Genomic DNA, 13,948 nt, shown 5'->3' on the forward strand with positions numbered 1-13,948 from the left:
TTCTCGGTTTATGACGAATGAGCGATATACCCATGGCCATCATGAGAGTGTTTTGAAATCTCACACGTGGCGCACGATTGCTAATTCGGCGGCTTATTTTGAGCCGCATCTTGCGGAGGGGCTTTCGTTGCTTGATGTGGGGTGCGGTCCGGGCACGATCACGGCTGAGTTTGCGCAGCGGTTGGCGCCTGGCGCTGTGGTGGGGTTGGATGCTGCTCCCGCCGCGATCGAGAGGGCGTCGGCTTTCTCTGCCGACAATCTGAGTTTTGTGGTGGGTGACGCGTATGCGCTGCCGTTTGCTGATGACAGTTTTGATCTCGTGCATTCGCATCAGACGTTGCAGCATTTGGGTGATCCGGTTGCGGCGCTTCGGGAGATGAGGCGTGTTGCTAAGCCGGGTGGGCTGATTGCTGTGCGGGATGTTGATTATGCGGGCACTGTGTGTTTTCCGGAGCTTCCGGGTTTGAGGGTGTGGGCTGATGTTTATGATGCTGTGCATCGCAGCAATGGGGGTGAGCCTAATGCGGGGCGACGTTTGAAGTCGTGGGTGATGCAGGCAGGTTTTGTGGACTTTTCGGCGTCGGCTTCGGTGTGGAGTTTTTCGGATGCGGCTGATCGTGAGTGGTGGGGCAGCATGTGGGAGGCGCGGGTGTTGGAGTCGGCGTTTGCTGAGGATGCGTTGAGTAAGTCGCTTGCGACGCGGGAGGTGTTGCAGCAGATTAGTGGTGCGTGGCGGGAGTGGGCTGATTCTGCTGAGGGGTGGATGGCGATGCCGCATGGTGAGATTCTGGCGCGCGTGTAACGCTTCCTTTCGCGACCTCGGGGGCGTAGTCGGGGTGGTTTTCGTTTAGCAGCCGATTCCGGTGGGGTTGGTGTTGCAGTCTTGGTCGACGAGCACGGTGCTGGCGTGGCCTGCGGTTGCGGTGAGTGGTGGTGCTGTGATGGTGAGGGTGCCGACGACGTTTTGCCAGCTGCTGCCGGCGATGCGGTATTCGGCGGCGTAGGTCACGGCGAGGGTGATGGTGTAGTTGCCGGGCTCGTTGTAGATGTGGCTGGTGGGGGTGGGGTCGAATTCGGCGATCTTGTACTTTGCCCAGGTCGTTCCGGGGTTTGTGAGGCTGACGGTGTTCCCGTCGCCGTAGTCCCAGGTGTAGGTGGTGGGGGTGAATCGCACTTGGGCGGTGCCGCCGAAGAGGGTGCCGTCAACAACATGGGCAGGTGCGTTGGCGTAGAAGTTGGTGTCGAGACCGACGATCATCCACTGGTTGGGTTGCATTGCCGCGGTTGGTTGCTGTGGCCGGAAGCTCGCAATGTCGGAGATTGTGATCGGGCCAGCCTCGGCTTCTTCTACGGGTGGAGTCCAGGGGACACACTCAAGACGCTGGAGGTCACACCACGCTTCTTCGACGCTATCGAGAGCGTCATCGACCGGGATGTCTGCCGCGCCGTCAGCGTCAGGCTCCCACTCGGATGAGCCGCCGCCCGAGCCTGGCTGCTCGATAGTGGCTCCGAGGTCGACGGAGTCGCTACCCACTGCGACGTCTGGGCAGTGGCCAAGCGACTGCTGATAGCTAGAACAGTCAGTGCTCTGCCCGTCAGCATAAGCAACTGTGGGCGCTATGAAGCTAATGAGAAGAATCGATCCGACCGCTACAGCGGTTGGCTTTTTCAACACGGCTCGTCACTCCACTTCTCGGAGCCCGCAACCATAAGCGCACTCGAAGATTCGACGAAGTCAAAAGTTACTTGGAGCAGTATGGAGTCCCCTCGATCTGGGGAAACAACGGACTTTCCCTTCGAGTCCATGACGTCCACCAGGGAGAGGTCCTCGCAGAGATAGACAGTAATCATTTCCCGGCTGGGTCCCGTCCGGGAGTATCTCTGGAGCTCGACGCTCCTAATCGAAGACTTGCCAGTGACGATGTGGCCTTCAGCTTGCTGCTCTTTGAAGGAATCAATCGAGCTGTCCAGGAACGGGCCGACTGCGACCGTAGAGAGCCGCTCAGGATCGGTGCCGCCCGCGTGAAGAATTTCGTTTGAGACGCGAAGGTACTCCGCATAAGCCTCCTCAGCCGCAGCCAACGCTTCTTCATCGGTCGCGTAGGGCGCAACGAAGGTGGCGGTCGGCTCGGGCGATTCCGGGGTGCCGGAGGGTGCGCATCCGCTGAGTGAGGCGAGGAGAAGCACGCCAATTGTGAGGGGGGCGAGGTTCGAAAAGCGCATATAAAGAAGCTAAACAGGTGCACCAAACTTGGTGCTCAACTTTCCACAACACAAACGTTGCCCGCTCCGCACCGAAACGTGCACAAGCACGGGCGCGAAGCGAGCAACGTGAGAAGTGGTTTGAGTTGTGGTCTTTGCTAAGAAACGGGTTCTTCGACGGTCACAGTGCCGTCGGCGGCTTGGCGCACGGTAGTGCCGTCGTCGAGTTCAGCGACGGGACGTGATTCGAGCCAGGTGAGGGTCCACCGCCACGCGCTCGTATCGAGGTGGGCGATATCCGCTTCAACGCCTGCAATCGCTTCACGCATTTCTGCGGAAAGACGATCGGGCACAGCAGCGCCCACCGACCATCGTGTGCCGAGCTGCATTAAACGTTCTTTTCGTACAGGATCCACGACGTGCGGTCAGCAACCTTGTCGTAAAGGCGCTTAGCGCTGTCGTTCTCCTTGTTGGTGATCCAGCGGAGCTTTCCGCCACCATCTTCTGCCGCACGGGCAGCGATGTCGTCGATGATCGTTCCGGCAACACCAGCACCGCGGTGCTCAGGGTCGACATAGAGGTCATCCATGAACCAACCCCACGAGGCGGTGAACGTGTCAGGAAGGCGACGGTAGAGGCCGAAAGCGGCGATGTCACCGGGGTGGGGACGGTCTTCGGGAGAAACGGCAACAACTGCGTTGAGTTGTGCCGAGTCATCCATGAGCCATTCCCAGACGCCCTGAACGATTTCGTCAGTGAACTCGGTTTCGTAGAACACTCCGTACTTTACGAAGTGTGCTTTCCACTGCTCAAAATCATCTTCTTGGATGTCGCGGATCGTGTACGAAGGCTTCCCTGAGTTCGTCATTCATTCAACAATACGCGGTTTTCGGGTTCGGCACCGAACCCGGTGCCGAACCTTCACGAGACCTTAAGCGGACGTTTCCGGTGCAGCCTCAACCAAAACAATGTCGCGAACCTCAATCTCATCGGCTTCAACAATGGTCAGTTCGTGGATGCGGCCGACAGCCTTCAGGTCATCAATCGCAGCCGCAATCAGGGCTGGCCCCGCGAGGGTCGCCGAGGTCACTTCGGTCTTCTGCGACGCCTTGGCATCAGTTTTGGCGCGGCGAATCGTGATGAGTGCTTGGCTAACAGCCGAGAACAGACCACTCGGCGCGGCCGTCACGCCGAGCTCGTCGGCGGTCGGCCAGGTTGCCGTGTGCACGGAAGTGTCGTGCGTCCAACGCCAGACCTCCTCGGTAGCAAACGGAAGGTACGGCGCGAAGAGGCGCAAGAACACGTCGATAGCGGTGTGCAGGGCGCGATTGGCGCTCGCTTGTGCTTCAGGGGTTCCGGCACCGTAGGCGCGTTCCTTCACGAGCTCAAGGTAGTCGTCGCAGAACGCCCAGAAGAACTTCTCCGTGACTTCCAAAGCCTTCGCGTGGTCGAAGTTGTCGAGCGCGGTTGTGGCCTGCTCGACCACCGCGGCAAGCTCGGCAAGCATCTCGAGGTCGAGAGCCTCCGTCACCGCAGCGCCAGAATCGGCCGAAGCACCACTAGGAGCCGGGAACGAATAGACAAACTTCGACGCGTTCAATACCTTGATCGCGAGACGGCGACCGATCTTGATCTGCTTCGGGTTCTGCGGATCAAAAGCCGCGTCAGTTCCGAGGCGGCTGGATGCTGCCCAGTAGCGCACCGCATCCGAACCGTGGTCATCGAGCATGCCCTTAGGCGTGACCACGTTTCCCTTAGATTTGGACATCTTCTTGCGGTCAGGGTCAACGATGAAGCCCGAGATGCCGGCATTGCGCCACGGCACCGTTCCGTGCTCGAGTTCCGAACGCAACGCTGTGGAGAACAACCAGGTTCGAATGATGTCCTGGCCTTGGCTGCGCAGCGAGTAGGGGAAGACGACGTTGAAAAGTTCGGGGTCGGTCTCCCAGCCACCAGCAATTTGCGGGGTCAACGACGAGGTCGCCCACGTGTCCATGATGTCGAGTTCACCCTCGAAACCACCGGGAACACCACGCTGGTCTTCCGTATAGCCGGGAGCGGTATCCGACGAAGGATCGATTGGCAGCGAGTCTTCGCTCGGAACGATCGGGGCACCCTTTTCGCCATTGGCATCGAGCTCGTACCAAACGGGGATCGGCACACCGAAGAAGCGCTGGCGCGAAATGAGCCAGTCACCCGTGAGGCCGCCCACCCAGTTGTCGTAACGAACCCGCATGTGGTCGGGAGTGAAGTTGATTTGCTTGCCTGCTTCGAGCAGACGACCACGCAGTTTCTCGTCGCGCGCACCATTGGTGATGTACCACTGGCGCGTTGAAATGATCTCGAGAGGCTTGTCACCCTTCTCGAAGAACTTCACCTGATGTTGAATCGGCTTCGCGTCGCCGATCATCTCACCGGATGCCTTCAACAACTCAACAATGGCGGCCTTCGCGCTGAAGACCGTCTTACCGGCAAGCTCGGCATAGGCAGCCTGAGCGGCCTCGCCCACAATGACGTCGGGAGCATCAGCAATGATGCGGCCATCGGCACCAATGATGGTGCGGTTCGGCAGGTCAAGCTCGCGCCACCACACAACGTCGGTGACGTCACCAAACGTACAAATCATGGCAATTCCCGAGCCCTTGTCTTGCTGAGCAAGGCGGTGGGCCAGAACCGGAACCTCAACCCCGAAGATCGGCGTCGTCACCATCGTGCCGAAGAGGTGCTTGTAGCGCTCATCGTCGGGGTGAGCCACGAGAGCAACACACGCGGGCAGCAGCTCGGGGCGAGTCGTCTCAATGTGGATGTCGTCGCCATCCGCCTTGTGGAAAGCAAGACGGTGATACGCGGCGGGCTGCTCTTTGTCTTCGAGCTCCGCCTGCGCAACCGCGGTACGGAACGTGACATCCCACAGCGTCGGAGCGAAAGCCTGATAGGCCTCGCCGCGCTCAAGGTTGCGCAAGAAGGCGCGCTGAGCGGCACGCTGAGCATCGTCACCAATAGTGCGGTAGGTGAGGTTCCAGTCAACGCTCAAGCCAAGTTGGCGCCACAGGTCTTCGAACTGCTTCTCGTCTTCAGCAGTCAGGGTCTCGCACAACTCAACAAAGTTGCGGCGCGAAATCGGCAACTGGGCTGCAGCCTTCGTTGACTTGCCCTCGCCGCCGTGCTGCGGGGGCTCAAAGTTTGCGTCGTAGGGCAGTGTGGGGTCGCAGCGCACACCGTAATAGTTCTGAACCCGACGCTCGGTGGGGAGACCATTGTCATCCCACCCCATCGGGTAGAAGATGTCTTTTCCGCGCATGCGCTGAAAGCGCGTAACCAAGTCCATATGGGTGTAGCTGAAGACGTGGCCAATGTGCAGGCTTCCGGATGCCGTCGGCGGGGGAGTGTCGACCGAGAACACACAGTCAGACCCGTCGGTGAGCGCCTTCTGGCGATCAAACCGGTACGTGCCCTCGTTCTCCCAGACGGGAGCCCACTTGTCTTCGAGGCCTTCTAGGGCGGGCTTTTCGGGAACGCTCGACGACATGATTTCTCCGGTTCGATATGTGCGGCACCGAGTCAAAGAAGAGGTGCCTGAGTGTGAGTGGTGCTGTCAATCGTAACGGACAGCTGCGGGCTCAGACTGAACTCGACGGCGAGGCAACCAGCACAGTGTCGATGGCCCGGTGAACGTAGGGCTCAAGCCGCCCCCGCTGTGGACCCGACTGCGCCCATTCCTGAGCCGCAGCAACAACACACGCAATGAGTGAATAGGCGTGAGCGCGAGCCACCGCCGAATCGACACCGTGCTGCTGGGCGTATCCGCTCAGCAAACGCGCCTGGGTCGCAAAGCGACTCATCGCCGAGGCCTGCACTTCCGCAGCACTCCCTATGAGGTCGTATTGCGTGAGGATAAACGGCACATGGTGCGACTCGAAGGGAGCCACAGCCGCCAACATCGCCGTGCGGATGGCCTCGGTCGCGGGAGCATGCGGCGACGGCTGATCGGCCAAGGCCGTTTTCAATCGCTCGGTAGCGGCATCCAGCTCCACCCAAAATACTTCACCTTTGGCGTCGAAGTAGTTGAAGAAAGTGTTGCGGCTGACACCAGCACGGGTGGCGATCTGATCGACCGTAGTGCCCGTGTAGCCATTCTCGATAAACAACTCGAAAGCAGACTCTTGAAGGAGTTCTCGGGATGCAGCGGGCGGGCGGCCACGGGCAGAAGAGCGAGGAGACGTCACCGAATCATCTTCGCACTCGAGGCAGGGCTGCAAGAAGCGACCGAGTGTAAGGATCGCGGGGAGCCGTGAAAATCTCATTCGTTTCTCCCGTCTCCACAATGCGACCCTCGTTGATTACGGCCACGCGATCACTCATGTGGCGAATCACTCCGAGATCGTGAGAAATGAAGAGATAACTGAGGTCAAGATGGCGCTGAAGCTCGTCGAGCAGATTCAGCACGCGAGCTTGAGTGGAGACATCCAGAGACGACACTGGTTCATCGCACAGGAGCGTCTGGGGCGCAGGAGCGAGTGCGCGGGCGATCGCCACTCGCTGACGTTGGCCTCCCGAGAGGTGCAGCGGGCGGCGGTTCTTGATCGACTGAGGCAACCCAACGGCATCGAGCAGTTCATTGATCGTCGTCAGGGAACGACGGGTATCGGATACGCCAACGCTGAGAGCATCGGAGAGGATGCGCTCGACACTCCACCGTGGGTCGAACGAACTCAACGCATCTTGATAGATCGCCCCAAGAATGTGTCGGCGTGGACGGCGCTCACGGGCACTCAGAGCGCCCCACTCGTGACCGTCGAGCAATACGTCACCGCTGTCGGCGGTCTCGAGCCCGAGGGCGATCCGCGCAATTGTGGTCTTGCCCGACCCCGACTGGCCGACAAGACCCAGCGTTGTTCCTACCGTGAGCGTGAGCGACACAGAGTCGAGAGCCTGGATCGCGGCTCCCTGGGGCGTGGGGTATCGACGCGAGACTGAGCGAAGTTCGAGAGCCGGTGGCGGCACGGAGCCGGGTTCATCCAGCGGCGCGATGCTGATCTTGGGGCCGCGGTGAGCCGCAATCGCGGGAGCAACCGCACCCTCATCGAGCGGCAGCGTTAGCGCGACTCCGCGAGGCACATCGACCGGGATTGCCGCGAGCAACTGCTGGGTGGGCAGCGCGGTGGGCGCGCGGAGCACTGCGTTGGTTTCGCCGGTTTCGACAATGCGGCCCTCGCTCATGACCGCGACCCGATCGGCAACGCGGGAAACAACAGCGAGATCGTGAGTGATCAGAATCATTGCTGTACCGCTGTCGCGCAGTGACGACAAGACATCGAGCACGCGCGCTTGAACCGTGACATCGAGGGCGGTTGTCGGTTCGTCGGCAATGATGAGGGCCGGTCCGGCAGCGATTCCGGCTGCGATGAGCGCGCGTTGGCGCAATCCGCCGGAAAGTTCACCGGAGCGCTGTCGAGCTCGCAGAGCGGGATCCGGAATTCCCACCGCATGCAAGAGTTCAAGAACGCGGGCCCGACGCTCTCGCTGGCTGAGCGTGGTGTGCAGTCGCAACACATCATCAATTTCGCGGCCAACGGGTCGCAAGGGGTCGAGGGACACGAGCGCATCCTGCAAGATCAGCCCCATGGATGCTCCGCGAATGCTTCGCCACCGTCGAGCACCCTGTGCCGGCAGTCTTTCTCCCGCCAGGCTGAGCTCGTTGAAGCTCACGTGGGCACCCGCGGGCGCAAGCCCGAGCAGGGAGCGCGCCGTGAGGCTCTTGCCCGAACCCGATTCGCCGACGATGGCAAGGCATTCCCCGGCTGCCACCTCGAAACTGATCCCATCGACAGCAGCACGGGCGGAGCGGTCGAAGTGCACGCTGAGGTTGGCCACGACGAGAAGGGGGGAGGCGGTCATCCGCTGGCCTCCTGTCGGGTTCGTGCGTTGAGGGCGCGGCCGAGCACCGTGAACGCGGCTGCGGTAGCGACGATCGCGAGCCCGGGGAATACCGTGAGCCACCACGCAACATCAATGTAGGTGCGGCCGCTTGAGAGCATTGCTCCCCACTCAGCGGCGGGAGGGGCAACGCCGAGGCCGAGGAAGCCGAGCGAGGAAGCCCACACAATGGCTTGGCCCACACCGAGAGTGCCCAGTACGAAGATTGGCGTAAGCGCGCCGGGCAGAATGTGTTGCCAGACGATGCGGGCGCGCGAGTGGCCAAGCACGGTGGCTGCTTCAACGTAGCTGGCATTGCGCACGCTGCGGAGTTGGCTGCGAATGATGCGGGCATAGCCGGGAGCTGTCGAGAGGCCGACTGCTACTGTCGAGGTCACGACACCGGGCCCAGCGATAGCGATAAATACCAGCGCCAGTAGGAGGCCGGGAAGGGCAAACATTACTTCAACGATTCGAGTGCTCACAAAGTCGCCGAGTCTGCTGCCGAGGCCTCCGAGTAGCCCCAGAAAAAGAGCAAGACCTAGCCCCACCGCGGTCGCGGCAACTCCGATGACGAGCGAGTTGCCCGCACCAAAAACGACGCGCGTGTAGACATCGCGGCCTGACTCGTCTGTTCCAAAGAAATGGGCAAGCGATGGCGACTGAAATGCTTCTGCGGGCGCCACCGCATCGGGGTCGGCCGTAGTGATGAGTTGTGGTGCGAGTGCGGCAGTCAGGATGAGCGCAAGCACAGCCAGAGCGATCACGACGGCAACGCTGCTGAATACGCGTCGATTTCCCCGGATGCCCGGAGCGCCGCCTGCAGGTCGGGAGAGTCGGCCAGCCAAGATTTCGGTCATCGTGTTGCGACCTCCGTCACGCGGGGATCAACGATGCGGTCAATGACGTCTGTTGCGATGGTGACGACTATGAAAGTCAGGGCCGAGAGCAGGGCAACAGCGGTGACGACGGGGATATCGCGGATCGTCACGGCGTTGAGGAGAGTTCTGCCCAGCCCTGGCCGGGCAAAAATTGTTTCGACAACAACGGCACCGCTCAAGAGCGAGCCGAAGGCCCACCCCGAGAGGGAAATACCGGGGAGAGCTGCGTGCCGCAGCACATGCCGCAGTCGCACGCCCCATTCGCTCTCGCCACGGGCACGCGCAGAGAGCACGAAGGGCTGTTCGTAGGCGTTGGCCAAGGACTCGCGCATCACTTGACCGAGGAATCCGGTAAGGGGGAGCGCGAGAGTGAGCACCGGCAAAACGAGACCGAGCGGGCCAGGGACGCTGATCGGTGGCAACCAGTTGAGGGTATTGCTCAGCAGAATGATGAGCAGTGAGGCCAGCCAAAAATGAGGAACGGCCGCAGCGAGCAATTCAAGGCCCGATCCCAGCGCGCGCGAAATGCGGCCGCGACCGCTCGTGGAGATGATGAGCGCGAGAGCCCCCAACCAGGCGACCACGAGAGAAGCAATCGTGAGAATGAGTGTTGACCACAGTTGCGTCAGTACATAGGGAGCCACCGCCACTTTGAGAGCGTACGACGTGCCAAAGTCAGCCACGACAAGTTTCGACATCGCCAGAAAATACTGAACGATGAGTGGCCGGTCGAGTCCGTACTCGGCACGTATTTGGTCAACAGCCTCTGCAGATGCCTGCGAGCCAGGTCCGCCCAAAATGGCGTCCACCGGATCGCCCGGGATCAAACGCAAGGCGAAGAAAATGACGGTAGCGACGGCCCACAACACGAAAACTCCGCCAGCGGCTCGGCGCGCGACCCACCCCAGCGACCGCAATCGCGTCGCTGGGGCAGAGACACCCGCCAGTGCGGAAGTGTCAGTCGAAACCGTCACAGGATGTGTTCCTCAGTGCTAGTTGTTCAACCACGCATCGTAGAACGTCGGAGCAGACACAGTCGGCAACGCGCGGAACCCCTCGACACTCGTGCTGTAGAGGTAATGATTCTGCTGGTCATACAGCGGCAGAACATAGAAACCGTCCACAATGATCGACTGAGCTTCGGCATACAGATCGAGGCGCTCGCTGGCATCCGAAGTCTCACTCGCCGTCGTGAGAACCTCATCGAGTGCGGGATCGCTGAGCTGGGCCAAGTTCGCGTAGTAGCCGCTGGGGGCAGGCACGATCGAGTCGGAGTGGTACAGGATGCGCAGTACATCTGCTCCGACCTTCGTGTAGGGAGCGCTCACAAGGTTGTACTCATTGCTGAACAGCGCGCCGTACCATGACGACAAATCGGTCGGCTGCAGGATGACCTCGAAGCCCACTTCTTTAGCCGATGCTTGAATCTGCTCAAACAATGATTGCTCTGCCGGGATCGATTGGTTCGTGCTCACGGGGAACACGAGACTGAGGCGCTCGCCGTCTTTCGTGCGGTAGCCGTCAGAGTCAATCGCGTTCCAGCCCGCTTCGTCGAGCAGCGTCTCGGCCGCTTCCGGATCAGTCGTGAAGACGTCAGGTGTCGAGATCCCTGCTGGCTCGACGCTCGACAGCACCGAGTACGAGCGCTCGGCTGTGCCGAAGAAGAGGCTTTCGATCCCGGGGTTCACGTCGGCCGACCGGATGAAGGCTTCGCGCACGCGAACGTCGTCAAACGGTGCTTTTCCTGAGTTCAGTTCGATTCGGTTGGAAGCGCCGGGGCGCGGAGCATTGAGTTCCTCAATCGTGGGGGCGTCGGCGGCGGAGGAAATGTTGTTGGGTTGGGCGTTGTCGATTACGTCCACGTCGCCCGACTGAAGGGCCGCGTAACGGGTGGCGGCATCCGGAATGAAACGCCATTCGATCGCGTCGAGTCGGGCAGCGCCGGCGTGTTCAGCATCGTCGGGAGGGGAATTGTAGTTCTCGTTGCGTTCGAGGGTCACCGACTGTTGCTTGGTCCAGTCGGTCACGATGAAGGGGCCCGTGCCGATGGGGCTTTCACAGTTCACTGCTTGCTCACGCTCGAGAGCGGTAGGAGACTCGATGCTTACCCACGGCTGCGAGAGCGATTCGAGAAGCGCGCTATCTGGTGCTGACAGTGTGAAGCGCACCTGGTCAGCCGCGACGGCTTCGATTTCGTCAATCTTGCCGACGGCGAGGTAGCCGGTTGACGAGGCCGTTTCGGGATCCTTCAAGTGCTCGATGTTCGCTTTCACTGCTTGGGCATCGAAAGGGGTGCCATCGGTGAATGTCACATCGTCGCGCAGGGTGAAGTCCCACGTGAGGCCATCGCTGCTCTCGGTCCAGTCTGTTGCGAGCCAGGGGATGATTTCGCCGTCGTTGTTCTTGGAGACGAGTGATTCGAGGTACTGGGTGCTGAGCAGCGCTTGGGGATAGTTGCCTCCGACGTGGGGGTCGAGGCAACTGGGCTCGGCGTCGCCGGTGGCGTAGACGAGAGTGCCGCCCTCAACTGGTTCGACCGCAGGGGTGGTCGTTGCCGTGCATCCGGCAAGCAGGGCGGCGCTGGCCGCGATGGAGAGGGGGAGAAGCAGAATGCGAGGCGCGTTCAACGGAGTCCTTTGTGTGGAGGAATGCTGCTCGGATGCGAGACACTCAATTATTGTTGAACTGAGTACATTAAGTCCAACTGGGCAAAAAACCGGGCCGGTCCGCCTGAGCGAAACCGACCCGGTTCTGAAGTAAAAGCGTGAGCGTTAGTCCTGCTTGCGCGAGAACTTCGTCGAGATCTTCCACGTTGCAGGAATCACTGCTGCAGCGATGCCGGCCTTGATGAGTCCACCAATAATGAAGGGGTAAAGACCCCAAGCGAGAACCTGTTCAAGAGTGCCACCGGTCACAATGGCAAGCCACGCGAGGCCGAAGACGAAGGTCACTGCGGTGCCACCCAGGAACGACAGCGCTGCGCCGAGGAACTTCTTGTCCCAATCGCGCTGAGCAAGCCATCCCGTGAAAGCTGCCGCGAAAATGAAGCCAATGATGTAGCCGCCCGTCGTGCCAGCTAGAACACCGATTCCCGAGGACGCGTCGGTGAAGACGGGCAGGCCGACAACGCCGAGAAGAGCGTAGAGAGCGATTGACAGCGCGCCGCGAGTTGCGCCGAGCGATGCACCAACAAGAAGAACTGCAAGCGTCTGGCCGGTGATCGGAACAGGGTAGAGAGGCACGGCGATTTGGGCCATCACAGCGGTCAAGGCGGCGCCGGCGGCGACAAGCGTGATGTCAGTGGCGAGGCTGCGAGAGAAGACGGTGTCGGCGAGCGTGGGCCGGCCAAGGGTCAAAGTGAGAGTCGACACGCGACGCTCCTTTCCTTTGTCTGCGAACTGTTGAGAGCCCTGCCCGAAAAGGCGGGTGCCTGAATAACCCTAGTCATAGATCGCGCGCAGCAGTGTGTGCCTCGTGCTAACAAACCCGGCGAGATTTGTGCGATGCGTAACAATCGCGATTCTCACGCCTCCCATGAGTTGCTGCGAGAGTTCCGCCTCATGATTCCCGTAACCTTGACCACACCGCGGAGCCGAGTGGCGTTCTGTGATCGGCTGCGGGGCGTGCCGCACCTAGCCTGCAGTGGAGGAATCATGACGGAGCTCGTGATCATCGCCGTAGTCGTTTTTGCCTTCGCGATGGTCTCGCGCAAGCTCGCTCTCTCCCCAGTCACGGCCCCAATGGTGTTTACGGCAGCGGGTGTCTTGTTGGGTCTCGTCGGGGCGCAGTGGTTTCAGCTCGACCTTAAGAGCGAAGCCGTGTCGGTTCTCGTTGAGGCCACTCTTGTGTTGGTTCTCTTCACGGATGCCGTACGCATCGACATCCGTGCGCTTCGTAAGCAAGTTCTTCTCCCGCTGCGCTTGCTCGGGATCGGCCTTCCTCTGACGATTGCACTCGGAACGGTGGCGGCGGCAGCTCTCTTTGGCCAACTCAGTCTTATCGAGGCCGCGCTCATCGCCGCGATTCTTGCGCCGACGGATGCTGCGCTCGGCCAAGCGGTAGTGAGCGATACGCGGTTGCCGGTTCGCATTCGGCAGGCGCTCAACGTGGAAAGCGGACTCAACGACGGAATCATGGTTCCGGTGGTCACCGTTTTTCTGGCGATTTCCGCTGCGCATACGGGTGTAGTCAGCGACCAAAGCTGGGGCGTTTTCGCTGCGCAGCAGATCGGATTCGGAATTATTTTCGGCGGCGGAGTCGGGGCCCTCGGCGGGTGGCTGCTGAGTCGCGCTTCCCGCGCAGGCTGGGTCGAGGGTATCTATCGCCAGTTGGCTACGATCGCGATCGCGGTCGCGGCCTATGCGAGCGCCGGCGTGGTTGGGGGTAACGGATTCATTGCTGCGTTTGTTGCCGGCCTCGCCTTCAGCGCCATTGCGCGTCAAGAGAGTCGCGATGTTCAGGATTTCACCGAGGATGAGGGGGAGCTGTTGAGCTCCATCACCTTCTTGGTTTTCGGAGCAGTTCTCGCAGCTCCTCTCTTGATGTCTCTTACGTGGCAGATCGCGCTCTACGTCGTATTGTCGTTGACCGTTGTGCGCATGCTCCCCGTGCTCATTGCGCTTGCCTGGTCACGCACTCGTTTTGAAACCCGGTTGTTCATCGGATGGTTCGGACCGCGGGGATTGGCTTCGATCCTGTTTGCACTTCTCGTGTTCGATGAGCTCAGTGGTTCTGTTGCCGACACCGTGTTCTCTGTCGCGGTCTGGACAATTCTTGTGAGTGTCTTCGCGCATGGCGCGACCGCGAGCCCGTGGACGGCGCGACTTGCCCGTCGTCTCGACGGTGCTCCGGCATCCGCTGCCGAATTGAAGCATGTTCAAGAGATGCCCGCTCGCCGGCGTCTCTGAGCCCCGCGGCCAGCGTCGAGCAACTCAACTTGTGCTAGTCCT

At 60.7% G+C, this 13,948-nt stretch carries 13 protein-coding genes; 2 read left to right on the forward strand and 11 right to left on the reverse strand.

Annotation, left to right across the window (positions count from 1 at the left end; all coding sequences use genetic code 11):
• Nucleotides 1-10 precede the first annotated feature (10 nt).
• Nucleotides 11-802, forward strand: a complete 792-nt coding sequence (locus tag AACZ26_RS06480; protein ID WP_339620068.1) for a class I SAM-dependent methyltransferase — start codon at nucleotides 11-13, stop codon at nucleotides 800-802.
• 45 nt (nucleotides 803-847) lie between these two features.
• On the opposite strand, the gene AACZ26_RS06485 is transcribed toward AACZ26_RS06480, so the two are convergent.
• The 11 genes from AACZ26_RS06485 to AACZ26_RS06535 form a co-directional block, all read right to left on the reverse strand.
• Nucleotides 848-1,675 carry a PKD domain-containing protein gene (locus AACZ26_RS06485; RefSeq protein WP_339620069.1) on the reverse strand — a complete coding sequence of 276 codons (828 nt, stop codon included), beginning with the start codon at nucleotides 1,673-1,675 and terminating at the stop codon, nucleotides 848-850.
• Nucleotides 1,669-2,223, reverse strand: coding sequence for a hypothetical protein (locus AACZ26_RS06490; protein WP_339620070.1), 555 nt, complete (start codon nucleotides 2,221-2,223; stop codon nucleotides 1,669-1,671). The genes AACZ26_RS06485 and AACZ26_RS06490 overlap by 7 nt, the downstream gene beginning before the upstream one ends.
• Nucleotides 2,224-2,360: 137 nt before the next feature.
• Nucleotides 2,361-2,591 carry a hypothetical protein gene (locus AACZ26_RS06495; RefSeq protein ID WP_339620073.1) on the reverse strand — a complete coding sequence of 77 codons (231 nt, stop codon included), beginning with the start codon at nucleotides 2,589-2,591 and terminating at the stop codon, nucleotides 2,361-2,363.
• The gene (locus tag AACZ26_RS06500) at nucleotides 2,591-3,070 is read right to left on the reverse strand and encodes a GNAT family N-acetyltransferase (RefSeq protein WP_339620075.1); all 480 of its coding nucleotides are present in this window, start codon (nucleotides 3,068-3,070) and stop codon (nucleotides 2,591-2,593) included. The genes AACZ26_RS06495 and AACZ26_RS06500 overlap by 1 nt, the downstream gene beginning before the upstream one ends.
• 63 nt (nucleotides 3,071-3,133) lie before the next feature.
• The gene (gene valS, locus AACZ26_RS06505) at nucleotides 3,134-5,731 is read right to left on the reverse strand and encodes a valine--tRNA ligase (protein WP_339620078.1); all 2,598 of its coding nucleotides are present in this window, start codon (nucleotides 5,729-5,731) and stop codon (nucleotides 3,134-3,136) included.
• Between the two features lie 91 nt (nucleotides 5,732-5,822).
• Nucleotides 5,823-6,428 carry a TetR/AcrR family transcriptional regulator gene (locus AACZ26_RS06510; RefSeq protein ID WP_339620080.1) on the reverse strand — a complete coding sequence of 202 codons (606 nt, stop codon included), beginning with the start codon at nucleotides 6,426-6,428 and terminating at the stop codon, nucleotides 5,823-5,825.
• 4 nt (nucleotides 6,429-6,432) lie between these two features.
• Nucleotides 6,433-8,100 carry an ABC transporter ATP-binding protein gene (locus tag AACZ26_RS06515; RefSeq protein ID WP_339620081.1) on the reverse strand — a complete coding sequence of 556 codons (1,668 nt, stop codon included), beginning with the start codon at nucleotides 8,098-8,100 and terminating at the stop codon, nucleotides 6,433-6,435.
• Nucleotides 8,097-8,978 carry an ABC transporter permease gene (locus tag AACZ26_RS06520; protein WP_339620082.1) on the reverse strand — a complete coding sequence of 294 codons (882 nt, stop codon included), beginning with the start codon at nucleotides 8,976-8,978 and terminating at the stop codon, nucleotides 8,097-8,099. The genes AACZ26_RS06515 and AACZ26_RS06520 overlap by 4 nt, the downstream gene beginning before the upstream one ends.
• Entirely contained in the window at nucleotides 8,975-9,973 is a 999-nt protein-coding gene (locus tag AACZ26_RS06525) for an ABC transporter permease (protein ID WP_339620084.1), read from the reverse strand. Before AACZ26_RS06525 ends, AACZ26_RS06520 begins: the two co-directional genes overlap by 4 nt.
• Before the next feature lie 18 nt (nucleotides 9,974-9,991).
• Nucleotides 9,992-11,626 carry an ABC transporter substrate-binding protein gene (locus AACZ26_RS06530; protein WP_339620087.1) on the reverse strand — a complete coding sequence of 545 codons (1,635 nt, stop codon included), beginning with the start codon at nucleotides 11,624-11,626 and terminating at the stop codon, nucleotides 9,992-9,994.
• A 144-nt stretch (nucleotides 11,627-11,770) separates the two neighbouring features.
• Complete coding sequence (locus tag AACZ26_RS06535; RefSeq protein WP_339620089.1) at nucleotides 11,771-12,370, reverse strand: biotin transporter BioY; 600 nt, start codon at nucleotides 12,368-12,370, stop codon at nucleotides 11,771-11,773.
• A 282-nt stretch (nucleotides 12,371-12,652) separates the two neighbouring features.
• Between AACZ26_RS06535 and AACZ26_RS06540 the strand changes: the two genes are divergently transcribed.
• Complete coding sequence (locus AACZ26_RS06540) at nucleotides 12,653-13,906, forward strand: cation:proton antiporter (RefSeq protein WP_339620090.1); 1,254 nt, start codon at nucleotides 12,653-12,655, stop codon at nucleotides 13,904-13,906.
• The last annotated feature ends 42 nt before the right edge of the window (nucleotides 13,907-13,948 follow it).

Origin of the sequence: uncultured Salinibacterium sp. (genome assembly GCF_963974405.1) — a bacterium.
GTDB lineage: Bacteria > Actinomycetota > Actinomycetes > Actinomycetales > Microbacteriaceae > Rhodoglobus.